The organism is Vibrio sp. Y176, assembly GCF_033438945.1.
This window is the reverse complement of sequence record NZ_JAWOQS010000008.1, coordinates 52,039-77,277: the sequence shown is the minus strand read 5'-3', so window position 1 is coordinate 77,277 and position 25,239 is coordinate 52,039. Positions and strand designations below refer to the sequence as shown.

Genomic DNA, 25,239 nt, shown 5'->3' with positions numbered 1-25,239 from the left:
TCCTAAGCGTTATTGCCAAATGGTATTGAGTTGTTCTGCGAATCGGGTAATGCCGTAAAACTGTACTTCAAAGTGATCCATCATAATTCCGAGATACACGATCAGTAAAACACTCGCGATGGCACTTTTTATTGGCATGGCAAGGAAAAAAACATTCAATTGCGGTGCAAAACGACTGATAAGCGCCAGACCAAACTCAGCAAGAAACATTGCCAACACTAGTGGAGCGGACATCAACACACCAAGCCACATAAGCTGTTCAAATTGCGCGTAGAAGAAGCTCACCCATGCGTCGCTAACGGTTGGGAAAAAGTCCACGATCGGCCAAGATGTATAGCTTTTGAATAACGCATAGATAAAAGTGACAAAGCCCCCGCCAGAGAAGAACAGGGTAATCAACGTTTGGGTCAGTAATACCGCTGTTGGTGTGGATTGTGAGCCTAGCGTTGGGTTAAACATACTTGCCATGGCAGCCCCACGTTGGTTGTCGACCAGAAAACCGGCCGCTTCTATCGCCCAAAAAGGGATAGCAGCAACAAACCCTATCAATAGCCCAATTAATACCTCCTTACCCAAAATCATTATCAGCCAAATGCCGTCGGTTTCTGCGGGCAAGCTTTGCTGATTAATCATCGGAAATATAAACAGCGCGAGTGAGCAAAGCACACCATTTCTCACCATGGTGCCGCCTAGCATTTGCTTGCTCAAAATAGGCAAAAAGATGAAGCACGCCATTAACCGAGGTAACGTCAGGCTGTACAAAAATAAAGTCTGGTGTAAGTCGTGATAACTCATCGTATTTGAGGAATTTTATCCATAGCAAGCGAGGCGAAGGCGTGGAGCTCTGCCCCTAGCCATTGCGTTGTGACGAACAGCGTAATAATGACCGCGATAAGCTTGACCACAAAGCCTAACGTTTGTTCTTGGACCTGAGTTAACGCCTGAATAAGCGACACCAATGTACCAACCAATGCTGCGACTAAAATCGGCGGTAATGACAAGTACAACACTAGGGTTAATGCTTGAGTCGTGAAATGAATGATTTCAGCAGAATGCATACTTTCTCCGTGATTAACCGTAACTCAACACTAAGCCGTGGGTGAGCTTTGTCCAGCCGTCAAGCAAGACAAAAAGCAACAATTTGAAGGGGAGGGAAATCGTCATTGGCGATACCATCATCATCCCCATCGCGAGTAGGATATTCGACACAATTAGGTCAATAGCGATGAACGGTAAGTACAACAGAAAGCCAATTTCAAAAGCGCGAGTAAGCTCGCTGACGGTAAATGCGGGCAGTAAGAGCAATAAACTGTCCGACTCTAAACGGTCTACGTACTTCTGTGGCCACAATGTGCGTGCAGCATCAGTGAAGAATATGGCTTCGGTTTCCCGAATATGCTTTTTCAAAAATTCTCGATAAGGCTGTAAACCGCTTTCAATGAGGCCTTCTACACTTGCAGAATCTTCAAGGGAGATATCATGCTGCTTTACGTAGTCGTAGGTTTCAAACCCGACGGGAGCCATGATGAAAATTGACAGAATGATAGCCAATCCGTAAAGCGCCATATTCGGCGGAATTTGCTGTACACCGAGAGCGTTACGCAACAGTGAGAATACAACGGCGAGTTTCACAAACGACGTCGCCATCATGGCGATAAATGGGATCAGTGCCAGCAGTGCTAAGCTGACAATGAGATTGAGCTCGTCGGGTAACTGGATCATGCTGGCTCCTGCGTGCCACCGAACAGCTCCAGTACGCGCACACCTAAATGTTCGTTAACATTAACCAGTTCACACTCACCAATGATTTTGCCGTTGGCACGCAATGTTACCGGCTTAGATACAGGCTGGTTTAGCTCGAATACGTACCCTGGCTGAAGCTGGTTAAGCTGCTCTAGCGTGATGGTTTGATGGCCGATATCAAACGTGAGTTCCACAGGCAGTTGCTGGTGGTCGGTTAACATTTCTGAAGTGTTTACGTCATTCATATTGGTTTCTTTTTCAATAATGTGAAGAGTTTGGTCATCTAGCTGGCAGCGCCAGAGATTCTGGTTAGATACTTGAAAAATGGCTTGTTGCTTGGCGATGTAACCATCGTCAAAAAAGATGACATCTCCCAGCTCGAGCGAATTAAATTCGCTTAACGTCAAATGGGTCCTTCCAAGACTTAACCACACAGGTAAAGCGAGGTGTCGAGCTTGTAGAGCAGCGCTGTTTGGTAGCGCATCCAACAACACGTCTGATCCTTCGCTAACCCACAAACAAAGAGAGCCGTTAGGCTTATTGAGGGTTAACATTAAAGTATGCTCTTGGGCCTGGCTCGCCTCTAACGGCTGTAGTTGACTAAGAATGGGTAACTGACCAAATAGCGCTTTGATTGCCTCACTATGCGGTTCTATCTGTGAGCTCAAAAGTGCTAACTGGAGGGAGTTAGGCAGGGACTCAAACGCAGTAGCATTTAAGGTCGATTTCAGCCAATGTTGGAGCTGCGCACGAGAAAAGTCTACTTGTAGGGTTTGCCCTCCAATCAACGTGGTTAAACGGAACCCTTCAAATGAAGGGATTTGAGCAACAGTAATCGATACGCTCTGACCATCAGTCCCTTGGAAGTGGCACTGTTTTGCACAAAGTTGATTGCTGAGCGCGATACTTTCTGCATCCACTTTGGGTATTATTAACGGTGTCATAGGTCATTCTCCGCTTGCCATTCTTCATACACGCTGCGTTGTTGGCGTGAGTGTTGTTGTTCATGTTGTTGTTGATCGAGCTGTTGAGTTTGTTCGCTGATCGCTAAGCGAAGTGGCTGCTCACCACCGAATCGGTTTAGCCGTTCAGCAAGATCTTGTCTAGCTTGCTGGCTAATAATGGAAAGGGCATGCTCTTGTCGAATCGTCACGCTATACCCTTGAGCGTCCAACTTGATGTGGATTTCGCCACCTTTTAATTGTCCTTCACTTAGAAACAGCCGAACCTCTTTGTTGTCCGATGCGGTTGGCAGAGCAACATAGATTTTATCCACCAATTGCTGGAGTAATTGGTTTACGTCTCGCGTTGGGCTTGGTTGAGCCTGCGAAGCAACACTTTTTAGGATGACATCGCCTTGTGTTACCGCACTTGCAAGGGGTTGAGAAGGCACTTTTTCTTCATCCGTTTTAACGGCGACTAGTGCGCTTTTCGTCACGATTTTTTCAAGAGGCTTGGTTTCAGGCAGGCCACCAGTTTGGTCTGATCGTTTGCCTGTATTCTGTAGCGGCGGAGTTGCACGCTTATTGTGCGTTTTTTCAGTTTGCCTTTTCGTTAAGCCAACAATGTTAATCCCATCTTGAGCGAGCTCTGTCTCTGTCGCACTTTGGGGAAGCAAGCCAGATTCAAGCGTAGAGAGACAATCCGGCGAGGTATGTTTATCCATCGGCGTCGGTTTATCATCTTTCAAATGAGCTTGAGCTTGAAAGTGAGGATCAACACGCTCGGTAGAAGGGGAGCTTAGAACTGTGTCGCCATCGCTTTTTCCATCATTTTTAAGCAATTTATTGTTTTCGCTAATTATTTCTTCGCTATTTGCTGCGTCGTCTTGCGGTTTCTCTATATCTCTCTTAGTGACGACGTCACTTTGACCGTTTAAAGTGAAGGTGTTTTTGTCAGCGTTGGCTTCTTGGTTCGATAGGTTAGGTTTCTTATCTAGACCTTGAGATGTCTTATGCCTTAGCGGTATGTCTTCTTCGCCAGTATGATTTTTTTGGGGATTCCCAACGATAGACTCCTTTCCCTTGCTAGGCTTCTTCGTCATTGCATGCTCGAATTGTGATTGAAGCTCGGCCTCCTTCTCGAGAGGCGCTTGTTCTGGCGTTGATTTGTGCAGCGTATTCGATGTTTCAGTTGTTGGGGTAATGCGCATAGTGAACCTTTAGATAATGTCGACAGTGCGAAACTCTTCCTGTTCGAGCTCTTCTTGGTATTGCCTTTCTCGCGATTTTTCCGCGACTTCTTGTTGCTGCAACTGAACGAATTTTTCTTTGGTTTTATGGGCTTGTCGCGCCTCTTTTTGCTTTTCTTTAAGTGCCGAGCGTTCGATTTCAAGCGCTTTTTTTGACTCGGCCACACGTTGTTTAAGTTCGGCTTCTCTCTCTCTTAACAACGCGATTTCTTGTCTTAATGTTTCTAGCTCTTTGAGAACGAGTGTTTGTTGTTTTGCTTTAGCAAAACGTCGCTCTTCTTCTTCCTGGCGCCAAACGTGATAGTCCGCGACAGAACGTTCGGCCTTTTGAACCTGTGCTGCGGCGTTTGACACTCGGTATTCTTGACGCTTGACGGCTTTATCCGCACGTTCAGCGCGAATTTTTTTGATTTCTAATAGGCGTTCTATCATTGTTTCGCCATCCCTTTAAGTTGAGCGATAGCGCCATCAAGATCGCTTGGTTCATGAGTGCCTTGGCGTAAAAAGGCGCGTATATCATCACTTTGTGCTATGGCCATATCCGCTCGGCTATCTGCACCATGTTGGTATTCGCCAATTTTGATTAGCAGTTCAACTTCTTCATACTTAGCTAACATTTCGCGAATATGAGCAGCAGACGCCTGATGATCGGATTCAACGATTTGATTCATCACTCGGCTTGCTGACCGAAGTACATCAATCGCAGGGTAGTGGTTCATTGCCGCAAGTTTACGCGAGAGAATAATGTGCCCGTCTAAAATTGAGCGAGTTTCATCCGCGACAGGCTCTGTCATGTCGTCACCTTCCACCAACACGGTGTACAGTGCTGTAATTGATCCTTTGTCTGATTGTCCAGCTCGTTCCATCAGCTTTGGCAAAGCGGCAAAAACGGAAGGCGGATAGCCACGTCGTGTTGGTGGCTCGCCTGCGGCTAGTCCAATCTCCCTCTGTGCGCGGGCGAAACGCGTTACAGAATCCATCAGCAGTAGCACGCGTTTACCTTGGTCACGAAAATATTCTGCGATAGAAGTGGCAACAAAAGCGGCTTTGGCGCGCTCCATTGCTGGGCGATCAGAGGTAGCGACCACTAAAACCGATTTGGCCATTCCTTCTTCGCCTAGGTCATGCTCAATAAACTCGCGCACTTCGCGTCCGCGTTCACCAATTAAGGCGAGAACGGTCACGTCAACTTCTGCGGAGCGAATCAGTTTTGCCAGTAGGGTACTTTTACCCCCGCCAGCCGCTGCAAAAATACCCATGCGCTGACCTTCACCACAGGTCAGTAGCCCATCAATGGATCGAACGCCAAGAGAGATTGGCTTTTCAATCAGTTTACGTTGCATTGGTGGTGGCGCATCGCGATAAACAGGATACCAAGCACTTGGTTCCTGACTCTGCGTACCATCGAAAGGACGTCCAAGCCCGTCAAGCGTTGTACCTAACAGGTGGTCGCCAACACCCACTTCGTGCATTTTGCCCATTGGGCTTACTTCTGTATTTGAGGAAATCCCAAACATATTTCCTAACGGGGTGAGCAAAGCGTGATGCTGCTGGAAGCCAACCACTTCCGCTAACAAAGACAGAGTTTGATCGGGATTGCGCAACTCACACAGTTCACCTACACGAACGCCAGGGACGACAGCTTTGATAATGGTGCCGGTGACTTGTGTAACGCGCCCGCGAATTTGGATCAAACGCGTGTGTTTAATCGCAGATTGTTGGATATCAGTGATGTATGAGAAATCGTTCAAGGTAAAAATATGCGCAATGATTGATGCTGAGAGGATAGAAAGTATAAGAATCAATTTATAGTGAATATCAGTCGGGAGTTTTTAGAAAACTGAAAGCGCACTAAAAAAACACGTCTGATTTTGACAGCTTCAACAAAGCGCACTTTCTATAATTCGCCTGTATTGTGCGGAAGGAGTGCAAGTGAATGAGTATTATCAACAATCATATCGCAACAAATCCAAAGTTTGATGCGTCTATCCAAAACGGGTTGGAATCGTCTCGCCCCGACGTTTCACAAAAAGGCAATTATCGCGGTGAAACCGTCCGTGTTCACAATGCTACACAATCACTTTTTGATGCGATGGAAGAACTCACTTCACTCGGTTCCGAAAAAGCAGAGAAAGATCTGACTAAGCGCAAAGTGAAAGACAGTGGTGTTCGAGTTAATGAAGCACATGAACTCGTTTCGGACTATTTAAGAAAAGTCCCTGATCTTGAAAAGAATCAAAAGATCAAAGATTTGGCTACAAAAATGGCGGGAGGAAATATCTCGACCATCGCGCAATTACAAGCCTACTTGAATGGGTTTTCCGAGGAGAAAAGCCATCAATACCTCGCGCTAAAAGCCGTTAAAAAGTTTTTGAGTGCGAGTCCAGAAAGTAAACACCTACTAGCGCTGATTGACCAAGCACTTCTAAGAATCGAGCAAAACCCAGATACATGGTCTCAAATTGATACGGAAATCCGTGTCTCAAATTTTGCTGATGAATATAGCCAAGAGCAAGAGTTTAGCTCTTTGCATCAGCTGCGCGGCTTCTACCGCGATACCGTTCATAGTTATCAAGGGCTCGGCGCTGCTTATCAAGATGTGGTGGCGCGCTTTGGTGAGCAGGAGGTATCGACCGCTGTTGACTTTATGCTGCAAGGCATGAGTGCAGATCTTAGTGTTCAAGGTAGCAGTATCGATTCGGTTAAGTTGCAGTGGTTGATGTCCGATATGCAAAAACTCAAAACTCTAAATACGTTGCAAGATCGTGTGAGTCAGCTGTTCCAAATGTTTAAACCGGAAAGGACGAATTATGGCTTATCAAGTTTCTAATTTGATGGCTGATGTGATTGCGTTGGTAGAGCAGCGATGGGTAAGCAGTGATGAGATATGGAAAGTCGCCAACGCAATGGAATTGACGGCGGTAGAACAAAAAATCGATTTTTTTCGAGAGTTCCATAAGTTAGTTCGCGCAATCCCAATTGACGTATTCGCCGATGAAGAACAACGACAGAATTTAATCCAAGCGGTACAAAAGGCGCTAGACGAAGCCATTGATATAGAAGAAGAGGAAGCGTGGGAAGATGAGTTGGATTGATGCATCCGTCGATGAATTTTGCCGAGGAATGGGGCTCGATGCCGTCGATTTCTCATCAGCTGGACGGGTGCAGCTGGATTTTGAGCAAAGTGGTACGCTGCATATTGAGCGACAGGGTGAGCAGTTATTCTTGATGTTGTCTCGAGCGTTATCTTGGCATCAAACCAGTGACATGATTCAAAGTGCACTGTGTTTGTGTCATGCCGATCAAGGCTGGCCTTTCGAAATTAAAACCGGCTTGCTAGATGAGCAAACTCTGGTTTTTTCAGCAAGGCTAAAAGGAGAAGAAGTAACACTTCCGACCTTAGAGCAAGCGTTTACGCTTTTGGCTCGTCTACATAACGATGTGGCAGGCTCATGACTCGAGTCAGCACTTTAAACGTAGGCATCGAAGCCTTTACGCATGTTACTCATAGTGAAGTTAAGGCCGATTTCCCAGAGCGATTTCAATTGCTTCCTGATGGTCAGGCGGTCGCTACACATTTAGAGAAGCTCTATGATCTCAGGCCTTCAGACCAATATCTCATCGCGTTAACTAAGCCCAAGCTGCTGCACTCAGAGTTGTTGCGTCCAGAAAAATACCGTCAACAATTTGATGAAACGTTAGCTCAGCTGCAAGTTCATGCACAGGATTCAGGCTCCGCTTCTTTTATCAAAGCATCTGAAACGCTACAAAGTACGCAACTAGATCAGCGTTACCTCACTATGGCGCTCAATCTCCTTATTCAGGTCTAACCAACATGTTGAGATCCAAAGACATTGAACTCTTACTTGTTCACGCTGCGCTACAAGTTCAATACCAAAAGCCGGAGCATGCCATTTCTATTCTCGATGCGGTTCTAGAAATAGAACCGCAGCACAAAGAGGCGATGCAAACACTTGCTGTGGCGTGTTTACAAAGTGGTCGATATACCCGGGCGATTGAGGTGTGTGAGCACTTATTAAAATCTGACCTTCATCCTGACTCGGCAGGACTCTGGTTTTGTTTAAGCCAAGCGCGTTGGAAACAAAATGACGTCGATGGGGCACGCCAAGCGCACCGACGCTATCTGCAATCTTTAAATAGTGAATCACATGAATAAGTTGATCGATATTCTAAACAAAGTAGGGCAACGCAAAGACATCATGCTTGCGGTGATGTTACTCGCGATCGTCTTTATGATGATATTGCCACTTCCTACCGCACTGGTGGATGTGCTGATTGGCACCAACATGAGCATTGCGGTGGTGCTGCTTATGTTAGCGATTTACATCACCACGCCACTTGAGTTCTCTGCATTTCCTGCGGTGCTATTGATCACGACATTGTTTCGTCTGTCTTTATCTATCACGACAACCCGCTTGATCTTGCTACAAGGCGATGCTGGTCAAATCGTTTATACATTCGGTAACTTCGTTGTGGGCGGTAACTTAGTGGTCGGTATCGTTGTGTTCCTGATCATTACCATTGTTCAGTTTATGGTGATCACCAAAGGCTCAGAAAGGGTAGCAGAAGTTAGTGCGCGCTTCTCACTCGATGCGATGCCTGGTAAGCAGATGAGTATTGACGGTGACATGCGTGCCGGAGTAATTGACGTACACGAAGCTAGGCACCGACGATCACTGATTGAAAAAGAAAGCCAAATGTATGGCTCGATGGATGGCGCGATGAAGTTCGTTAAAGGCGACTCCATTGCGGGTCTGGTCATCATTGTGGTCAACATCTTAGGTGGCGTCACGATCGGGGTAACGCAAAAAGGCATGAGTGCTTCTGAAGCACTTGAATTGTTTGCGATTTTGACCGTTGGCGATGGTTTGGTATCGCAGATCCCGGCACTCTTTATCGCGATTACCGCCGGTATTATCGTGACGCGTGTTTCCCATGAAGACTCTTCTGATCTTGGATCGGATATTGGTGGGCAGGTCATTGCTCAGCCACGAGCACTTCTTATTGGTGGTGTGCTTTTGGTGCTGTTCGCACTCATCCCTGGGTTTCCAAAAATCACTTTTCTGGTCTTGGCCGCCGTGGTTGGTGGTGGTGGTTTCTTCCTTTTCTATCAACAGAAAAAACAAGCTGAATCAGATAGCACCGACTTATCAAGCTTTGTTTCGCAAGGGGCCGGTTCGCCAGCAGCGAAGCCAAGCAAACCTACGCCTTCTAGAAACAGTAAAGGTAAGTTAGGTGAGCAAGAAGAGTTCGCCATGACGGTCCCGCTGTTGATTGATCTTGACGCGAGCCTTCAGGAAAGCTTGGAAGCAGTCGCATTAAATGAAGAGCTAGCAAGGGTGAGGCGCGCACTATATCTCGACCTCGGCGTGCCTTTCCCGGGTATCCACCTGCGTTTTAACGAGGGGATGCAAAATGGCGAATATTTAATTCAGTTACAAGAAGTTCCGGTTGCACGAGGACGAATTGTAAAAGACCAACTCTTGGTGACAGAAGGGAATGAGCAGATCGATTTATTAGGCGTGCCTTATGAGCAAGATGAAGATTTTCTACCCGGTATTTCTAGCATTTGGGTGGCACAGAGTTATGAGCAAAAACTCGTAGCCAGTCATGTCGGTTTTCTCACACCCGACAGGATTTTAACGTACCACTTGTCTCATGTTCTCAAGGAGTACGCACAAGACTTTATTGGTATTCAGGAGACGCGTTATCTGTTGGAGCAGATGGAAGGCAGTTATTCGGAGCTAGTCAAAGAGGCCCAGCGTATTGTTCCGTTGCAAAAAATGACGGAAATCTTGCAACGCTTGGTTTCTGAAGACATTTCTATCCGAAACCTTCGCGTGATCTTGGAAGCGATGGTTGAGTGGGGCCAAAAAGAGAAAGATGTTGTACAGCTGACGGAGTACATTCGTTCCAGCTTAAAACGTTACATTTGCTACAAATACGCAAGCGGACAAAACATGTTGCCCGCTTACTTATTGGATCAAAATCTCGAAGACACAATACGCAGCGGTATTCGTCAAACCTCAGCAGGGAGTTACTTGGCGTTAGATCCGTCAGTAACGCAACAATTTGTCAGTGATGTGAAACAGACCATTGGTGACTTAAGCCGCATGCCGAATAAACCTGTGCTAGTTGTGTCTATGGATGTACGCCGATATGTGCGAAAGCTTATTGAATCGGAATACTACGATCTGCCCGTTTTGTCATTTCAAGAACTAACCCAGCAAATCAATATTCAGCCACTTGGAAGGGTGGGGATGTAATGAAAACAAAACTAATACTCTCGCTGGCGCAAGCGGGGATCGAAGTGACGCCATACTTTTGGCAACAAAGTGAAATTCAACTTGGTTATCGAATTGAAGTTGAAGGCTTAGAGCTCGTTTTTCGGGTGGAGGACGGTGAAATCATCATCGTTCTTCTGAAACGCGTTCGTCCAAAATTGGGGTTGAGTAACCCCTTTGCCGGCTTATTTCTCTTGGCTGAACATGCCATTCAACTTTATCCCTCCGATTGGGTCATTCGCGGCAACGTCGATGTGTTACGTGGTAGCAACATGAGCAGCCAGCGATTGGCACAGTTCTATCTAAAAGCATGCGGTGCAAGCCATGATGAGCTAGAAGACTGGTACTGTTTACGCCTAGCAGATTATAGACCTTTGAAAAAGTTGAAAAAGTAAAAACTCACGACTGTTACTGACAGCACCGATGAGATGACCCGCTTTAAGATAGGAATCAAGATGAAGCAACCGTTTACCGATGCGATTGAGAACGCTGAGCTTGCCATTAGAAAAGCTGAAGACAGAACCGATATTTTTAATGAGCTATTGGAAGGCTTAGGTGTTGGTCCTGTTGCGGGGGATGTATTACTTGGCGGCATAAAAGCGCCAGTAGATACCATGAAACGTGCAGAGCAAGAGCTAATAGACGAAGTCCAGCGCCGCCGGCAACAACAAACTCAGCTACAAGGTACGTCAGGTAAACGCAGAAAGCGTCCCACAGTGATGCGCGGCATGATGATTTAGAGGTTTGGAAATGACGAATATGAAAACGACTGGCTCTACGACAGGAGCAACAGACACAGCTGCGAGTAGTGCACCATTACCCACTTTCCAACAAAACTTGATAGAGGCATTTACCCCTGTACTGGGTGAAGCAGAGACTCAGCAACTTGCCTCTCTAATCTCTTCATTGCCAACTATCTCGGGACAAACGGAATCACAAAGCATCGCGCTTTATGTTGATACACTTGAAAGCCTAAAAGCGAAAAATAACGCGTTTGCTGGTATATCATTGACCGACACCGCATCTGTCTGGATAAAGTCGCTACAAAGTTCTAACTCAGATGGCGAATTAACCGCAGCCGAGTTTAATGCTCAAACAAACCAAACGCTATCAAATCAGTTTCAGGCTTGGTTTAGTAAGTTACTGACGGAAAACGTAGATAGCTCGTTGTCTACTGAGTTTGTTAGTCAATTTAATCTGGGCACTCAGAGTAACCAAGCGGAGCAGATCGCCAACCTCTCCGAGACAGGTCTGGCTAATGCCACCAAAGAAATTTCTCTTTTTGTTGCAGAGCTTGCTAATCAAATGGGCTCCCGTGAAGTGAGAGATGCTTCTATTTCTTTTCTTCGCAATGCCTTTAGTAGCTTAGGTTCCGTTAATCTCGCGCAACTGAAGAGCTCGGATTTTCTGTTGACTAAAGAGAGTTTCGCCCTTCAAGTCTCAGCTCAATTAAAAAGTAGTTTTCAAGGCATCGGTATTACTTTAAGCACCGATGACGCAAGTGCGCTAGCTAGCAGAATTACCTGGACTCCTGGTATTTCTAAACAGCAGCTTAAAGAAGCGTTAGATGAAATGGCCGCTCAAGTGAAAGGCCAATATAGCGCAGCTTATGGTGAGGCGAGTGGAACGAACAATCTAAAAGCAGCACTTAATACTGTCATTGGTGGAACTGAGCCTTTGACCCTTTCTAGTCTGTTCGCCAACTTCGCGGTGAGTTTAACAAATATAGAAATCGACGACTTTTACCAGGACAGCGCGATAGCCGATGTCCAAAAGACACAAATAACGGCAGCTCAAGTTAATTTGATCAAAGAAAACACCGAACGAGATATCCGATTACAGTTTGAAAAAATAGTAAAAGGTGAATCTACCGGGGCTTCATTTACTGAGCGATACGAGGCATTGCGCAAGAACTTAGGGGCATTGAAAGAGCGTCTACTCAATATCACCGATAAAGAGAAAGCGGATCGCGAGGTGAGAGCAGAGCACTCTCTAACGGCTCGTGATTTGTTGGCCGTTGTTGAGTCCAGCATTGGAGACCGTTTTGATGAGCAAGTGCTGCTTGCACTAAATGAGCGTCGTGTTAACCGTTTAGAGAAACGTAATGACCAGAAAGAGGCATTAGAGGATCTCACAATACAGCTTAAAGTTTTTGGTGTTGTGCAATCAAAAATTCACTCTACGCAAAGTGTTGATGGGGTTTATAAACCGGGATATCCAGAAAGTAACTTCAAAGCTAGTGACTTTAACTACAGCAATCAAACGGATTTTGAAGCTTCACCTGAGTACAAGTATTTGACGGATAATAAGATAACAAACCATCGAGACTTCCTTCAAACACAAGGTATTACTATCGGTGATGGTGCGTCGTACCAAGACGAAGAGAAGTCGAAAAAACTGTCTAATTTTTCTAGTTCTGTCAGTGCTAAATCCAAGTTGCTTAACGATGAAGTGCAAATCAAAACCACTGAGCTGAACGACACCAGTTCTCAATACAACTCGACCGTTGAAGCGATGAACAAGTTTGTTCAGAAGTACCACAGTATTTTACAAGAAATCCTACGAGCCATTTAAGGATAACCAACCATGACTAAAACAAACGCGACCGATCCATCTCAAATGCAAGCAGAAGAACTGCTGTCTTTTTTGGAAGAGGGAGGCACGCTAAAAATGTTGCACGATGTGTCTCAGGACACCATCGAACATATTTATGCCGTAGGTTACAACTTTTTCCAATCGGGAAAGATTGAGCAAGCAGCGAAAGTATTTCAATTACTCAGCATGCTTGATCATTATCAGGCGCGATTTTTCATTGGCCTTGGCGCGGCTCGTCAGGAGTTGGGTGAGTATCTGCAGGCAATAGACGCCTACAGCTACGCAGCGCTAGTGGACGTAAATGATCCACGCCCACCTTTTCACTCTGCTGAATGTCACCTGAAACTGGAACAACTGACAGAAGCAGAGAGTGGGTTTTACAGCGCGAAGGAGATGTCTGCCGGAAAATCACAATATGCAGATTTGCATGAGCGTGCAGGCATCATGTTAGAAGCGGTGAGAAATAAAAAGGAGTAATTAGACTATGAGTTCTATTGCACTTGACCGCATCCAGACACAGGTTTATAGCCCTGAATCTGGCCAAGCCACGTTAGATAACGTGCAGAAAACGGCGTCTACAGCGACGCCTTCTGTGACGGTAGAAAACGTGAAGAGTAAAGATGCAGATGTACTGAACACCGGAAAAGTAAAAGTTCAGTTAGATGCACCTAACGCAGCTGTTAGTGACAAAGTGAATGATTTGACGCTAAAAGCCATGGCACAGCTGCAAAAGATCGTCGATACCATTGCAAAATCTCTCCATGCAGTTGCAGACCAAACAGGTTCGATTGCCGTCAAAATCATCGCAGGATCTGCTGATGATTTTGAAGTAGAGCTTGCTGCTATCACGGATAAACTGAAAAGTGCTCAAAACGAGCTGAAAATTCAGGAAGTGAAGGTCGCAAAAGCTAAGCACGAAAAAGAGATGGTGGAAAACCAAGACAAAATCAAAGAATCGGAAGCCGCTGCAAAAGAAGCCCAAAAATCAGGCTTAGCAGCGAAGATCTTTGGTTGGATCAGTGCGGTGGTTTCTATTGTTGTTGGTGCCGTAATGGTGGCAACGGGTGTTGGTGCAGCAGCCGGTGCACTTATGATCGCTGGTGGCGTTATGGGAGCAGTGAGCATGGCGTTGCAAGAGCCAGCCGTTCAAGATGCGCTAAAAGAAGCGGGCGTAAATGTCGATGTGCTAAACAAAGTCGTAATGGCATTAGAAATCGCCGTCGCGGTTATCGGAGCTGTTGTGACGTTTGGTGGTGCAGCAGCTGGCGGTATCGCGAAACTTGCAGCGAAAGGTGCTGGTAAGGTAGCTCAAAAGGTCACGGAAATCGCTACGAAAGCCGCTGCAAACATGGCGAAAGTGGCGGATATGGGCACAAAAGCTGCGACAACAACAGCGAAAGCGATTCGTTATGGCGCAGAAACCGTCGATCTTGCCGTCAACGTGGGTAAAGGCGCAACGGACAGTGTTCACGCTGCTAACAATGCTCACGTGACAGAGATTCAGGCTGATATCACAGACCTTCGAGCCAAAATGACGTTAAGCCAGGCTGTCATTGATAAGCTCAAAGAAGAGATTGGTAAGTTGATGGAAGACTTCCAAGAGCTGATGATCCTCATCATGCAAATGATTCAAGCGAAAAGTGAAACTATGCAAACGGTGTTAAGCCGTCCTGCAACGGTATAAGGAGTTTATTATGCTAGATAAAGTAGGCGGAACGGGTCGTGGTGAACTATACGGTTTAGGCGACACCATTAAAACCAACAAAGCAGAAAAAGCGCCGGAAACAAAGCTTGAAGCGGGCGCCGTTAAAAGCCAAAGTGAGTCAGGTGTTTCTGGTGCAGCACGCTACCAGTTAGAGACACCTAAAGCTCCTACAGTGAGTAACCAAGCTCAAGTTGTTACAAACCTAATGAGTGCTCTTGCGCCGACGGTGAGCTCATTAATGAGCACAACGATGAAAGCGCTTAACGGTGAGGAGGTGATCAAGTCACCATCAGATGCGGTATCACAATCGTTGACGCTATTAACATTGTTGTATCAAGTATCAAAGCTGAGCCGTGAGCAGCAAGTGCTACAACGTGAAATTGCTGTTGAAGCAAACGTCGCGAGTTTAGAAAGCCAAGCGGCAGAACTAAACAACTCGGCAAGCGCGATGATCGCGATGGCAGTCGTTTCGGGTGTACTAGCGGGTGCTACCGCAATTATTGGTGCCCTTGGTTCTTTCAAAGCAGGGAAAGAAATCAAGAATGAAATGGCGAGCAATAATGTACTGAAAACGCAAAAAGCTGGCTTCGATCAAGCAGAAGAGTTATTAAATAACAATAGCTTGTCTAAAACGCAGCAAGATCAGGTTAAGCGTGCGCACTCACTAGCGAAAGACAATATCGCAGACACGACAGCGCAGCTGACAAGTGGTGGCCGTAAGTTCGATAAGTTGATGAGCTCAAACCAAGCGAAGAACGCGATTCTTCAAGCTTTGGGCCAGATGGCAAACTCAGCATCGAATGTAGAGCAAACCAAAGCGCAAGCGCGCAGCAAAGATGATGAAGTACAAGCGACTCGCGCACAAGCAGCCAAACAGAAAGCCGATGAAAACATTGGTTTCCAAGAAGGTTTATTGAAAGAGCTACGTGACTTGTTCCGATCTATCTCAGATAGCCAGAACCAAGCGTGGCGAGCGTCAGTCCCAACGGTGTAACCATCCGTTTCACTAACTACAAAGCGTTGTTTATACAACGCTTTTTTTATTTCAGCTATCTAAACTAGATACGGATATTTACTGGGTGATTTGTTTGTAAAGCAATATAACGTAGTGAGTTACATTGCATAAAAGTTACTGTTTTTGTTGAACTCAGCTCAAAGCTAACAACTTCATAGTAGCCTTGTTGCGTAAAATTAAGTTAAAGTGCCATTATTATTCACAAAAAGTGTGTTTAAGAATTTTTTGTAGTGAAGGGTGTAATTAGATACTCAATAACAAAATATGGTAGTTCGATTGGTGAGTATTTGGGAACAGAATTATATAAAACTCAACTTAATAAGTAGTCGAAGATGGAAGATATCAGTTTAGCATCAGATTTAGTGATTTATCTGACTACGGTTGGAATTTTAGGTATATTTACTTGGGTTTTGTTTGTTATTTATTTGAAATCCAAGTGGTTGAAGTATCTTGAAGATGCTCTTGATAATGGAGTTCGATACTACACTCTGAATATATTCTTATCAGGTCACGGAGTACTACAATATGGAACTGTTTTTCTGAGCACTTTTCATGCGAAACGATATAAAATGTTAGAGAAGAGGGATAAGGTTCCAATTCATATTCAACGATTGTTTGTTCTCTCATTCGTATTATTTATTTCAAGTACATCATGTCTTCTGGCTGGAGTTATAACTCATCATATTTATATAGAATAAAGGTTATTTAACAAGATTATAGTAATTTGACCTGAGTATTTCTATTTAATAGATAATTTAGAATGGACATATCAGTCTAAAGATTTAATTTTCTAGACTATACGGTTTACGCTTATATAGAGCCATTATATAACGGCAGAATATGCCAATAAAATGGTGATTACTAAGCTAACCGCCAAGGATGAGAACTCAAACGTTATCAAATTGTTAACGGTTGCTATACTTAAACGGTCATCAACACAAGTAAAAGGGATGTTCAATGTTTAAGTTTAAGCAAATCGCACTTGCGGCTTCTTTGGCTGCACTCACAACAGGCTTTTCTGCGTCTGCGGAGGAAACGTTTGTCACGATTGGTACCGGTGGCGTAACAGGGGTTTATTATCCGACTGGTGGCGCTATTTGTCGCTTGGTTAACAAATCGCGAGAAGAGCACGGTATCCGTTGTTCGGTAGAAAGTACTGGGGGATCGATTTATAACATCAACACTATTCGTGCTGGTGAATTGGACCTCGGTATCGCGCAATCAGACTGGCAGTATCATGCTTACAAAGGAACCAGTAAGTTTGAAGAAAGCGGGCCTTTTAAAGAGCTGCGCGCCGTATTCTCCGTTCATCCAGAACCGTTTACTGTCGTTGCACGTAAAGACGCGAACATCAAAACTTTTGATGACTTGAAAGGTAAGCGCGTTAACATTGGTAATCCTGGTTCTGGTCAGCGAGGTACTATGGAAGTGCTAATGAACCAGTATGGTTGGAGTAACGACGACTTTAAGCTTGTCTCTGAGTTAAAAGCAGCAGAGCAATCAAAAGCACTTTGTGATAACAAAATTGATGCGATGATTTATACCGTTGGTCACCCAAGTGGAGCGATTAAAGAAGCCACTACGTCGTGTGATAGTAATATCGTAACGGTAGCTGGACCTAATGTAGAAAAACTGGTTGCAGACAACAGCTTCTATCGTGTCGCAAATGTCCCGGGTGGTATGTATCGTGGCACAGATAGTGATGTTCAAACCTTTGGTGTGGGCGCGACGTTTGTTTCCTCTACTGCTGTACCAGAAGATGTGGTTTATAACGTGGTTAAAGCGGTATTTGAAAACTTCGATGATTTCCGCCGTCTCCACCCAGCGTTTGCAAACTTGAAGAAAGAGGAAATGGTAAAAGACGGTTTATCTGCGCCTCTTCACCCAGGTGCGCTCAAATACTACAAAGAAGTAGGGCTGATTAAGTAAGCGTTACTTTCTCTTATTATTGATGTAAAACGCCATCTTTCTCGAACAATGCCACTCGTTTAACTGCGAGTGGCATATTTCTATTTCTTGTCATCCTGTACAGCGACGAAGGAGCGTGATACAGGATCTTCCATCCGAGCACTTTGTGATCAAAATGGTTTCATTAGCCGCTCAGTGTAGTGCTATTAGATTCCTAACCTCGCTGGAGTGACACAAAAAATCGTTAGGCTATCTGCATTAATCTTTCGCGCTAGCGTTTTTTAGGAGTGTTATCCACTTGTACAAGTTTTGCTTAAACATAAACATCAATGAAAAAGTAGAGAGTGATGAGAATAGAAGAAAGAGCAACAAACCCTTTAACATGATTGGGATTCAGTTGACGAGATACACGAGCTGCAAGATACCCACCTACCAACGTACCGACCAAAACAACACTACCTGTGTGCCAATCAATGGAGCCATTGGCAACAAAAATCACGATAGCAATGAGTGAAACACACGTAGATACGAGCAATTTCAAACCGTTCATTAAATTAATGTCTTGGTGACCAGCTACTACCAGATAACTCAGAACAATAACCCCTAAACCTGCGTTGAAAAAACCACCGTAAGCAGAGACACCAACAAGTAGTAAACCCAACGCGATTGCTCCGAGTATGCCAGCATGTTTGTGCTCTTTCGCGACAGTTTTGATTAGCATTGTTAAACGAGAACCGGTGAGAAAAAGCACGGTGGCAAATAAGAGTAACCAAGGGATAGCTTCCATAAATAGCGATTCTGGCGTGTTGAGCAACAGATATGCTCCGACAGCGCCGCCGACTAAACTGAATGAGACTGTGAACAGCAGTTCATGCTTGTTCTTCATGATCTCTTCTCTGAACCCGACGGCTCCGCTAATGTAACCCGCACATGAAGCATACGTGTTTGTTGCGTTAGCCATAATAGGAGGAACACCAACTGCCAATAGAGCCGGAAAAGTAATAAAGCTTCCGCCTCCTGCTATGGAGTTAATGATCCCACCAATTACGCCAGCAACGAATAAAAGTACGAGTTCTAAAAGCATAAACAATCCTTGTTATGTTCTTTTTCATTGTTAGAGCTTCAGATGATCCAACCTACATGCTCTAATGTTCTGATATGAGGTTTACTTTACCCGCTCCAAAACAAAATTGTTCAGTTCTGTAACGTTTTTGATGACATGAACGGCTTTAGTTTGAGAGTACCCCTCGAGGCGAGACATAAAGTCATCATTCCAGAATGCAGGGCATTGCTGAAGAACTTTGTAGCTTTGTAACGTTCCTTTCAGTACCGAACTACCATCAGGCCAACCTTCAGGTTTAATGAAAAGTCCTTTAAGGAGACGTTTCGTCACAAACCAATAGCTTACTGAGTATGGTAGATCAATATAAATGAGAGTATCGGCTGCATCTAAACGAGCGTTAAAAGAGCTGATCGGTCCAAGGCCATCTATAATCCAACGATCTGAGCTTAGTATATTGCTATGGGCTTCATCAAAAACGTTACGCTCAACGGGATCACCGTTTGGTTTATAGACTATTGAATCTAATTGATGAAGAGGAAGACCGGTAGCCGACGCGATTACTTTACTTACCGTCGATTTTCCACTGCCGGGTTTACCAAAAACTGCTATTTTTTGCATTGTGACCGCCTCCAAGAGAGCTTTTCCCATACGGTAGAGACAGAAAACCCACCGTTATGGGTGGGTTCGATAAATACTGAGCGCATCAAAAAATCCCACCATTCCTATGGAATGATGATAATTCGTTGGTTAAGTTGCGCTAAGTGTGTGTTCATACAATCACCTTCATATAACGACAGTGATTTGTCAATACCATCTGCACAATAAGCGAACGATTTGGAGGGCGGAAGATAAAGCCATCACGATGGATGGCTTTATCTAGGTTGAAAGAGACAGCGATTACTGCTCAACGCTGACTGGCTGTGCTTTAAACTTTTGAATCAGCTTTACGATTAGTGGACTTGCCAATACCAATACAGCTAAAACAGTAAAGGTAAGGGTAATAGGACGCTCCCATAGGAAACTCAGTTCTCCATCTGAAATCATTAATGCGCGGCGTAAGTTCTCTTCCATTAATCCTCCAAGGATGAAGCCCAGCAATAAAGGTGCGAGCGGGAAGTTAGCGAGCCGAAGTGCAATGGCAGCCATAGCCACAATCAGCATCACGAACACATCCATAGTATTAAAAGAGACCAAATAAACGCCGGTGATTGAGAAGAATAAAATCATCGGTAGAAGCACCGTTCTTGGAACCGCCAAAAGCTTTGAAATGTACGGAATCAACGGTAAGTTCAGGATCACAAGTACGATGTTGCCGAAGTACATGGAAATGATCACTGACCAGAACACATCTGGGTGTTCAACAAATAGGCGAGGGCCAGGTTGAATACCATAAGCGATCAGCGCACCGAGCATTATTGCTGTTGTACCAGAGCCCGGAATACCAAGCGTTAATAGCGGTACAAATGAACCACTAGATGCTGCATTGTTCGCAGACTCTGGCGCAACCAAACCACGTATACTGCCTTTACCGAACTCATCCTTTTTCTCTTTAGGTGCGAGGTTGCGCTCCATACCATAGCTTAAAAAAGCAGCAATGGTTGCCCCTGCGCCAGGAAGAACGCCAGTGAAGAAACCTAATATTGAAGAGCGAATTGAAACAGGCGCAACATCTTTGATTTCTTCCTTGGTCACTTTCATTGAGCCAATGTTGCTCAGCTTTTCTTGTTCTTCATCGCTGGTGTCTTTTGATGGTTTAAGGATGCCCATCAGTGTCTCACCCAGTGCGAATGTCGCCATTGCAAGCAACAAGAAGCTAAAGCCATCCATTAAATCCGTTAAACCGAAGGTAAAGCGTTCAACGCCTACGCCTTTATCGATTCCAACTGTAGATAGCATCAAACCAAGAATGGTCATCATCCACGCTTTGATTACCTGACCTTTCCCCGCAAAAGCCGCGACTGCTGATAACCCAAGTAGCATCAACGCAAAATAGTCCGACGATTGGAAGCTAAGGGAGACGCTAGCCAATGCTGGTGCGGCAACAAGCAACATAATGGCAGATAGCGTACCGCCAGTGAAAGACGAATAAGCTGCCAAAGCTAATGCTTTACCTGCCTGGCCTTTTTGAGCCATTGGGTAGCCGTCGAATGCTGTGACCACGGTTGAAGAACAACCCGGCGCGTTAATTAAAATCGACGATGTAGAACCACCGAATACCGCACCGTAATAAACACCCGCCATTAAAATAAGGCCAGAGGAGGGCTCTAGTCCATAAGTAATTGGGATCATCAAAGCAATGGCTGAGATCGGCCCAAGTCCAGGTAACATGCCGATAAATGTACCGACGAAGCAACCAACGATCACCATCATAATGTTCATTGGCATTACTGCGGTGGATAAACCTTGTAGAATTCCATCTAACATAATTCAGTCCTTTCTTTGACTACCAGATGGTGAAAATCAAACCCGGTTCGAGATAGATGTCCAAACCTTGAGTGAGTAATAAGTAGAACGCGATCACGAATGGAAACGACGCGCCAAACAGAACGGGTTTACGTCTTTCCCCGAGCAGATAAAAGCCAGCCAATAAAAAGAAGCCAGTAGCTATCACAAAACCTAAGTACGTCAGGCCCACGCCGTAGAGTGCCATTAAAACTAAAAAGGCAATCAGTAACTTCCAATTGAAGGTCAGCACTGCGCCACTTTGTTTATCTGGTTGTCCTGTCACCAGCAATAGCAAAGAAAGGCCGACACCAACGTAAGTCAGGATGGTTGGCAGAGTACGTGCGGTGAATGGTTCATACTCATCACCTGGAAACAATGGAATCTGCGAGGTTTGATAACCGTAGCAAAGACAGAAGAGTAGAAAGATCATTGCGCCGACGCGGTCACGACAGAGTAAATACTCTTTGGTGAAAAAGTTGGTTGAACGAGGCATATTCAACTCCTAACAAAAGTAAAAAAGACCGCATATGGACGTCAATGAATAAACTAAACCATTAACAATTAAGCATTTCGCTGCTAGTCGAGCCGCTTTGGGTATATAAACAAAGGAGTGTGCATGCCGATTGTCGACAATGTCCATATGCGGTGAAACTTAGAGTGCAAATACAATGGGGAAATACCAACCTACGTTATTCATTGTGGTTGGTATCTGAGGGACCCCAATTCGATTGTTACTTCAGGAAGCCTAACTCGCGCATTAAGTCACCCATCTGTTGCTCTTGATCTTCAAGAAACGCGAAGAATGCTTTATCCGCTTTATAGTTGTCGATCCAACCATTGCGGTCTCGAACGACTTGCCATTCGTCGGTGTTATACATTTTAGTAAATGCGGCATTCCATTCATCTAGCTTTTCTTGGCTTGTGCCTGGTGCTGCAAAGAATCCACGCCAGTTAGCAAAGACAGTTTCATTACCATATTCGGTGAGAGTTGGAATATTAGGCGCAGCTTCTAAACGTTTTGGTGCTGTAATCGCTAACACTTTCACTTGCCCAGACTTAGACATTTCGAGTACTTCACCTAGCCCTGTAGAGAGCAGTTGTGTTTCGCCTGAAAGTAGGGCTGCCATGGCTTTTCCACCTGCATCATAGGCAATGTAACGAACTTTACGCGCATCAAAACCTTCACCTTTGAAAGCTGCTGCTATAACCAAATGATCCATAGAACCACGAGCAGAGCCACCAGCAACCTTCACCTTACGTGGGTTTTCTTTAAAAGCTTTAACGACATCTTCCCAAGAGCTATAAGGAGAATCGGCTGATGTAACAATGGCGCCATAATCGGCAACCGTTGCGGCAACAGGAGTCAAGTCGCGGAAAGATTGTGGGAAGATCCCACTGAGCGAGCGAACGACGATCGGTGTTGAGTTCACCATGAGTGTATCTTCTTGACGATCAGCCGTTTCAATCAAATGTGCGATTGCTTTGCCACCGCCACCACCAGATAGGTTTTGAAATGATACGGTTTCGACGATGTCTGATTTTATTAATACATCACCAGTACCTCGGGCGGTCATGTCCCAACCGCCACCGGCACCTCCAGGGATAAGAAAGTGCATTTTTTCAATATCTGCAGCAAGAGCGTTGAATGAAAATGAAGCTGCGATGATTGAAGCGGCGAGCGTTGGTTTGAGTACCTTTAACATGTTCACGTTCCTTATGTTAGCGACTCTATTTAGTTGAGCCTTATTGTTTTTGCTCAGTTGTCATGCCTTGTAAGCGTTAAAGCTGAACTTGGTGTAAAGGTTAATTAAGTGTTAAATATCTGTCTGTAAAAGAGATATAAAGAGAATATTGAGCATTTCGGTTATTTTGTTCATAAAGTTCACGGCGAGAAGTTGGTGTTAGGTCACGCGGCTTTACGCTTTGGTAGGCCATAATAAAATGACGGAAAATGAACGAGGAAAAGAGAATGAAAGGGACGTGTTTGTGCGGCGCAATTGAAGTCATCGCTGAGGTTAAAAATGAGGTTAGCCTGTGCCATTGCTCTATGTGTCGAAAATGGTCGAGTGGTGCACTTCATGCGGTGCATTGTGGGCCTAACGTGACCTTTAAAGGTGGCGAACCTAAACGTTATCAGTCGTCAGACTGGGGAGTGAGGGGGTTTTGCGGTGAGTGTGGCACAAACCTTTTCTACCATTTGTTGCCGACAGGTGAGTACATTCTTTCCGCTGGTTTGTTCGATAACCCAGATTTCAAACTCACTTTAGAGATTTTTACCGATGAAAAGCCAGCTTATTATGACCTCAATTCCGCTTCACAAAAGATGACTTCGCAACAAGTTTTTGATCAATTTGTACCTAAAGAATAGTTTTTTATCCGATTATTGTTCGACAGCTGAGCTTTTAGTTTTTAGATCATAAGCTTAAAGGTTTATAAGTTGTCGACAATATGAACTCACCATTCTTTATTTCTGCTAAAAAAGGCACTTAATGGGCATTTTAGGCCCATTTAAACTACGACCTTAGTCTAAATTGTCGACAATTTACTTGATTGTCGACACTTTGATCGACTACTTTATATTCAGGTTAAGAAATTGTAGACATTTCGATGTCGGTAACAAGAGTATCTGAATATGAACTCTGAGTTGAAAGCTCGTTATAAAGTGCTGGGTTCTGAGAAAGAACACACCAAATCCGAAACGCTGACCGAAACACTGATTGAAGTCATTGTTAATGGCGATGTGAAGCCTGGCCATAAGATATCAGAGCCTGAGCTAGCAAAGAAATATCAAGTCAGTCGTGGGCCTTTGCGTGAAGCATTGATGCGCTTAGAGGGGCTAGGGCTCATCGAGCGAATTCCTCATGTTGGGGCCAGAGTGACCACTTTTTCTCCGGAAAAGCTGATAGAACTTTATGCCGTTCGAGAAGCATTGGAAGGCATGGCAGCAAGGTTAGCTGCGCGACACATTACGCAAGAAGAGCTCTTAAGCTTGGAAATGCTATTGTCGACACATTCCAAGCATATAGACCAAATGGAAGGCGCGTCTTACTTCCATCAACATGGTGACTTTGATTTTCACTATCGCATCATCCAAGCGAGCAGAAACAGTAAGTTAATATCTCTGCTGTGTGATGAACTCTATCACTTATTACGGATGTATCGTTACCAGTCGCCACGTGCGCAATCTCGCCCGAATGAGGCGCTCACCGAACACAAATTCATTTTGGAAGCCATTCGCAATCGCGATGAAGAGCTTGCAGAAATGTTGATGAGAAGACACATATCAGGAAGTCGAAAGCTCATCCAATCTCAAATTATACATACAGAAAGTTTAGACAAAGACTAGAAGGAATTCGTCATGAGCTTAACACCGGGAGCGAAATTCAGACTCGCCATTGAACAAAATAATCCACTACAAATTGTCGGCACTATAAACCCGTATTGCGCCATGATGGCAAAAAACTTGGGTCACCAAGCGATTTACTTGTCTGGTGGCGGTATCGCAAATGCGTCATACGGATTGCCGGATCTCGGTATCACAACATTAAACGACGTTTTGGTTGACGTTGACCGCATCACTAACGCATGTGATTTGCCTCTTTTGGTTGATATCGACACGGGTTTTGGCGGTGCATTTAACATTGCTCGCACGATCAAAGCGATGGAAAAAGCGGGCGCGGCAGCGGTGCACATGGAAGACCAAGTCGCACAGAAACGTTGTGGTCATCGTCCGAACAAAGCAATAGTCAGCCAGCAAGAGATGGTTGATCGTGTAAAAGCCGCGGTTGATGCACGCAATGATGAAAGTTTCGTGATTATGGCTCGTACTGACGCGTTAGCTGTTGAAGGCATGGACAGCGCAATCGAGCGTGCGATTGCGTGTGTGGAAGCTGGCGCAGACATGATCTTCCCCGAAGCGATGAACAAGCTGGACCAGTACCTTCAGTTTTCAAATGCGCTTGAGCAAGCGACCGGAAAGCACGTTCCTATTCTGGCGAATATTACAGAATTTGGCGCGACACCGCTGTATGGCTGCGATGAGCTAGCGAAAGCAAAAGTGGACATGGTGCTTTATCCATTAAGTGCGTTCCGTGCCATGAACAAAGCTGCTGAAACGGTCTACAAACATTTGCTAGAAGTGGGTAATCAGGAAGCACTGGTTGATTCGATGCAAACACGTAAAGAGTTGTATCAGCACCTGAATTACCACGACTACGAAGACAAACTTGACCAGTTATTCTCTGAAGGGAAATAGCGGGGGAAAAGCAA

28 protein-coding genes are annotated in these 25,239 nt (G+C 45.0%); 16 read left to right on the top strand and 12 right to left on the bottom strand.

Annotated features, from left to right (window positions below):
* Positions 1–9 precede the first annotated feature (9 nt).
* Genes sctT through vscN form a run of 7 tightly spaced genes read right to left on the bottom strand, consistent with a single transcriptional unit; the run spans position 10 to position 5,685 of the window.
* Positions 10–795 (bottom strand): type III secretion system export apparatus subunit SctT, encoded by a 786-nt coding sequence (gene sctT / locus R7O13_RS18635; protein ID WP_248486633.1) that lies wholly within the window; start codon positions 793–795, stop codon positions 10–12.
* On the bottom strand, positions 792–1,058 hold the full coding sequence (gene vscS / locus R7O13_RS18630; protein ID WP_005377227.1) for a SctS family type III secretion system export apparatus subunit VscS: 267 nt from the start codon (positions 1,056–1,058) through the stop codon (positions 792–794). Before vscS ends, sctT begins: the two co-directional genes overlap by 4 nt.
* Positions 1,059–1,071: 13 nt before the next feature.
* The gene (vscR, locus tag R7O13_RS18625) at positions 1,072–1,722 is read right to left on the bottom strand and encodes a SctR family type III secretion system export apparatus subunit VscR (protein WP_005377232.1); all 651 of its coding nucleotides are present in this window, start codon (positions 1,720–1,722) and stop codon (positions 1,072–1,074) included.
* On the bottom strand, positions 1,719–2,687 hold the full coding sequence (gene vscQ / locus R7O13_RS18620) for a SctQ family type III secretion system cytoplasmic ring protein VscQ (protein WP_025768125.1): 969 nt from the start codon (positions 2,685–2,687) through the stop codon (positions 1,719–1,721). Before vscQ ends, vscR begins: the two co-directional genes overlap by 4 nt.
* Positions 2,684–3,895, bottom strand: coding sequence for a type III secretion system needle length determinant (locus tag R7O13_RS18615; RefSeq protein WP_239945630.1), 1,212 nt, complete (start codon positions 3,893–3,895; stop codon positions 2,684–2,686). The genes vscQ and R7O13_RS18615 overlap by 4 nt, the downstream gene beginning before the upstream one ends.
* A gap of 9 nt (positions 3,896–3,904) precedes the next feature.
* Positions 3,905–4,366, bottom strand: a complete 462-nt coding sequence (locus R7O13_RS18610) for a type III secretion protein (protein ID WP_042523778.1) — start codon at positions 4,364–4,366, stop codon at positions 3,905–3,907.
* Positions 4,363–5,685 carry a SctN family type III secretion system ATPase VscN gene (gene vscN, locus R7O13_RS18605; RefSeq protein WP_054575030.1) on the bottom strand — a complete coding sequence of 441 codons (1,323 nt, stop codon included), beginning with the start codon at positions 5,683–5,685 and terminating at the stop codon, positions 4,363–4,365. The genes R7O13_RS18610 and vscN overlap by 4 nt, the downstream gene beginning before the upstream one ends.
* Before the next feature lie 185 nt (positions 5,686–5,870).
* On the opposite strand from vscN, the gene sctW reads away from it, so the two are divergent.
* The 13 genes from sctW to R7O13_RS18540 all read left to right on the top strand — a co-directional run bounded on the left by sctW (position 5,871) and on the right by R7O13_RS18540 (position 17,483).
* On the top strand, positions 5,871–6,764 hold the full coding sequence (gene sctW / locus R7O13_RS18600) for a type III secretion system gatekeeper subunit SctW (protein ID WP_017821331.1): 894 nt from the start codon (positions 5,871–5,873) through the stop codon (positions 6,762–6,764).
* Complete coding sequence (locus R7O13_RS18595; RefSeq protein ID WP_005377239.1) at positions 6,745–7,029, top strand: TyeA family type III secretion system gatekeeper subunit; 285 nt, start codon at positions 6,745–6,747, stop codon at positions 7,027–7,029. The genes sctW and R7O13_RS18595 overlap by 20 nt, the downstream gene beginning before the upstream one ends.
* Positions 7,016–7,390, top strand: a complete 375-nt coding sequence (gene sycN / locus R7O13_RS18590) for a type III secretion chaperone SycN (protein ID WP_005388159.1) — start codon at positions 7,016–7,018, stop codon at positions 7,388–7,390. Before R7O13_RS18595 ends, sycN begins: the two co-directional genes overlap by 14 nt.
* Positions 7,387–7,764 carry a type III secretion system protein VscX gene (gene vscX, locus R7O13_RS18585; RefSeq protein WP_318304431.1) on the top strand — a complete coding sequence of 126 codons (378 nt, stop codon included), beginning with the start codon at positions 7,387–7,389 and terminating at the stop codon, positions 7,762–7,764. Before sycN ends, vscX begins: the two co-directional genes overlap by 4 nt.
* Positions 7,765–7,769: 5 nt before the next feature.
* Complete coding sequence (gene vscY / locus R7O13_RS18580; RefSeq protein WP_005377248.1) at positions 7,770–8,111, top strand: type III secretion system chaperone VscY; 342 nt, start codon at positions 7,770–7,772, stop codon at positions 8,109–8,111.
* Positions 8,095–10,221, top strand: a complete 2,127-nt coding sequence (gene vcrD / locus R7O13_RS18575; RefSeq protein WP_086013006.1) for a SctV family type III secretion system export apparatus subunit VcrD — start codon at positions 8,095–8,097, stop codon at positions 10,219–10,221. The genes vscY and vcrD overlap by 17 nt, the downstream gene beginning before the upstream one ends.
* Positions 10,221–10,634, top strand: coding sequence for an LcrR family type III secretion system chaperone (locus R7O13_RS18570; RefSeq protein WP_005377252.1), 414 nt, complete (start codon positions 10,221–10,223; stop codon positions 10,632–10,634). The genes vcrD and R7O13_RS18570 overlap by 1 nt, the downstream gene beginning before the upstream one ends.
* 60 nt (positions 10,635–10,694) lie before the next feature.
* Positions 10,695–10,979, top strand: coding sequence for an LcrG family type III secretion system chaperone (locus tag R7O13_RS18565; protein WP_005377254.1), 285 nt, complete (start codon positions 10,695–10,697; stop codon positions 10,977–10,979).
* Between the two features lie 10 nt (positions 10,980–10,989).
* Entirely contained in the window at positions 10,990–12,813 is a 1,824-nt protein-coding gene (locus tag R7O13_RS18560) for a virulence-associated V antigen (protein WP_318304429.1), read from the top strand.
* Positions 12,814–12,825: 12 nt separating this feature from the next.
* A complete protein-coding gene (gene vcrH / locus R7O13_RS18555) occupies positions 12,826–13,311 on the top strand; it encodes a SycD/LcrH family type III secretion system chaperone VcrH (RefSeq protein WP_005377258.1) in 486 nt (161 codons plus the stop codon).
* Between the two features lie 7 nt (positions 13,312–13,318).
* Positions 13,319–14,518 carry a type III secretion system translocon subunit VopB gene (gene vopB / locus R7O13_RS18550; RefSeq protein WP_318304427.1) on the top strand — a complete coding sequence of 400 codons (1,200 nt, stop codon included), beginning with the start codon at positions 13,319–13,321 and terminating at the stop codon, positions 14,516–14,518.
* Positions 14,519–14,528: 10 nt separating this feature from the next.
* Complete coding sequence (gene vopD, locus R7O13_RS18545; protein WP_130546111.1) at positions 14,529–15,533, top strand: type III secretion system translocon subunit VopD; 1,005 nt, start codon at positions 14,529–14,531, stop codon at positions 15,531–15,533.
* A gap of 978 nt (positions 15,534–16,511) precedes the next feature.
* Complete coding sequence (locus tag R7O13_RS18540; protein WP_005377264.1) at positions 16,512–17,483, top strand: TAXI family TRAP transporter solute-binding subunit; 972 nt, start codon at positions 16,512–16,514, stop codon at positions 17,481–17,483.
* A 292-nt stretch (positions 17,484–17,775) separates the two neighbouring features.
* Here the strand turns inward: R7O13_RS18540 and R7O13_RS18535 are convergent, their stop codons facing one another.
* The 5 genes from R7O13_RS18535 to R7O13_RS18515 form a co-directional block, all read right to left on the bottom strand.
* On the bottom strand, positions 17,776–18,546 hold the full coding sequence (locus R7O13_RS18535; protein ID WP_318304426.1) for a sulfite exporter TauE/SafE family protein: 771 nt from the start codon (positions 18,544–18,546) through the stop codon (positions 17,776–17,778).
* A gap of 81 nt (positions 18,547–18,627) precedes the next feature.
* Complete coding sequence (locus R7O13_RS18530; RefSeq protein ID WP_053307019.1) at positions 18,628–19,143, bottom strand: adenylate kinase; 516 nt, start codon at positions 19,141–19,143, stop codon at positions 18,628–18,630.
* Between the two features lie 279 nt (positions 19,144–19,422).
* Positions 19,423–20,949, bottom strand: a complete 1,527-nt coding sequence (locus tag R7O13_RS18525) for a tripartite tricarboxylate transporter permease (RefSeq protein ID WP_005388177.1) — start codon at positions 20,947–20,949, stop codon at positions 19,423–19,425.
* Positions 20,950–20,968: 19 nt separating this feature from the next.
* Complete coding sequence (locus tag R7O13_RS18520) at positions 20,969–21,463, bottom strand: tripartite tricarboxylate transporter TctB family protein (RefSeq protein ID WP_065274568.1); 495 nt, start codon at positions 21,461–21,463, stop codon at positions 20,969–20,971.
* A 238-nt stretch (positions 21,464–21,701) separates the two neighbouring features.
* Positions 21,702–22,673, bottom strand: a complete 972-nt coding sequence (locus tag R7O13_RS18515) for a tripartite tricarboxylate transporter substrate binding protein (RefSeq protein WP_005388181.1) — start codon at positions 22,671–22,673, stop codon at positions 21,702–21,704.
* A 266-nt stretch (positions 22,674–22,939) separates the two neighbouring features.
* Between R7O13_RS18515 and R7O13_RS18510 the strand changes: the two genes are divergently transcribed.
* From R7O13_RS18510 to prpB, 3 genes are all read left to right on the top strand, one after another.
* Positions 22,940–23,338 carry a GFA family protein gene (locus R7O13_RS18510; protein WP_017633774.1) on the top strand — a complete coding sequence of 133 codons (399 nt, stop codon included), beginning with the start codon at positions 22,940–22,942 and terminating at the stop codon, positions 23,336–23,338.
* Positions 23,339–23,602: 264 nt separating this feature from the next.
* Positions 23,603–24,316 carry a GntR family transcriptional regulator gene (locus R7O13_RS18505; RefSeq protein ID WP_005377279.1) on the top strand — a complete coding sequence of 238 codons (714 nt, stop codon included), beginning with the start codon at positions 23,603–23,605 and terminating at the stop codon, positions 24,314–24,316.
* A 12-nt stretch (positions 24,317–24,328) separates the two neighbouring features.
* Positions 24,329–25,225 (top strand): methylisocitrate lyase, encoded by an 897-nt coding sequence (gene prpB / locus R7O13_RS18500; protein ID WP_005388185.1) that lies wholly within the window; start codon positions 24,329–24,331, stop codon positions 25,223–25,225.
* Positions 25,226–25,239: the final 14 nt, after the last annotated feature.

Coding starts and splice junctions, on each gene's coding strand:
- R7O13_RS18610 (WP_042523778.1), bottom strand. CDS start 4,366: ATGATAGAACGCCTATTAGAAATCAAAAAAATTCGCGCTGAACGTGCG.
- R7O13_RS18530 (WP_053307019.1), bottom strand. CDS start 19,143: ATGCAAAAAATAGCAGTTTTTGGTAAACCCGGCAGTGGAAAATCGACG.
- vcrH (WP_005377258.1), top strand. CDS start 12,826: ATGACTAAAACAAACGCGACCGATCCATCTCAAATGCAAGCAGAAGAA.
- sctW (WP_017821331.1), top strand. CDS start 5,871: ATGAGTATTATCAACAATCATATCGCAACAAATCCAAAGTTTGATGCG.
- R7O13_RS18540 (WP_005377264.1), top strand. CDS start 16,512: ATGTTTAAGTTTAAGCAAATCGCACTTGCGGCTTCTTTGGCTGCACTC.
- R7O13_RS18595 (WP_005377239.1), top strand. CDS start 6,745: ATGGCTTATCAAGTTTCTAATTTGATGGCTGATGTGATTGCGTTGGTA.
- vopD (WP_130546111.1), top strand. CDS start 14,529: ATGCTAGATAAAGTAGGCGGAACGGGTCGTGGTGAACTATACGGTTTA.
- vscS (WP_005377227.1), bottom strand. CDS start 1,058: ATGCATTCTGCTGAAATCATTCATTTCACGACTCAAGCATTAACCCTA.
- R7O13_RS18615 (WP_239945630.1), bottom strand. CDS start 3,895: ATGCGCATTACCCCAACAACTGAAACATCGAATACGCTGCACAAATCA.
- R7O13_RS18515 (WP_005388181.1), bottom strand. CDS start 22,673: ATGTTAAAGGTACTCAAACCAACGCTCGCCGCTTCAATCATCGCAGCT.
- vopB (WP_318304427.1), top strand. CDS start 13,319: ATGAGTTCTATTGCACTTGACCGCATCCAGACACAGGTTTATAGCCCT.
- R7O13_RS18525 (WP_005388177.1), bottom strand. CDS start 20,949: ATGTTAGATGGAATTCTACAAGGTTTATCCACCGCAGTAATGCCAATG.
- R7O13_RS18560 (WP_318304429.1), top strand. CDS start 10,990: ATGACGAATATGAAAACGACTGGCTCTACGACAGGAGCAACAGACACA.
- R7O13_RS18505 (WP_005377279.1), top strand. CDS start 23,603: ATGAACTCTGAGTTGAAAGCTCGTTATAAAGTGCTGGGTTCTGAGAAA.
- vscY (WP_005377248.1), top strand. CDS start 7,770: ATGTTGAGATCCAAAGACATTGAACTCTTACTTGTTCACGCTGCGCTA.
- sycN (WP_005388159.1), top strand. CDS start 7,016: ATGAGTTGGATTGATGCATCCGTCGATGAATTTTGCCGAGGAATGGGG.
- vscQ (WP_025768125.1), bottom strand. CDS start 2,687: ATGACACCGTTAATAATACCCAAAGTGGATGCAGAAAGTATCGCGCTC.
- R7O13_RS18520 (WP_065274568.1), bottom strand. CDS start 21,463: ATGCCTCGTTCAACCAACTTTTTCACCAAAGAGTATTTACTCTGTCGT.
- sctT (WP_248486633.1), bottom strand. CDS start 795: ATGAGTTATCACGACTTACACCAGACTTTATTTTTGTACAGCCTGACG.
- R7O13_RS18535 (WP_318304426.1), bottom strand. CDS start 18,546: ATGCTTTTAGAACTCGTACTTTTATTCGTTGCTGGCGTAATTGGTGGG.
- prpB (WP_005388185.1), top strand. CDS start 24,329: ATGAGCTTAACACCGGGAGCGAAATTCAGACTCGCCATTGAACAAAAT.
- R7O13_RS18570 (WP_005377252.1), top strand. CDS start 10,221: ATGAAAACAAAACTAATACTCTCGCTGGCGCAAGCGGGGATCGAAGTG.
- R7O13_RS18510 (WP_017633774.1), top strand. CDS start 22,940: ATGAAAGGGACGTGTTTGTGCGGCGCAATTGAAGTCATCGCTGAGGTT.
- vscX (WP_318304431.1), top strand. CDS start 7,387: ATGACTCGAGTCAGCACTTTAAACGTAGGCATCGAAGCCTTTACGCAT.
- vscR (WP_005377232.1), bottom strand. CDS start 1,722: ATGATCCAGTTACCCGACGAGCTCAATCTCATTGTCAGCTTAGCACTG.
- R7O13_RS18565 (WP_005377254.1), top strand. CDS start 10,695: ATGAAGCAACCGTTTACCGATGCGATTGAGAACGCTGAGCTTGCCATT.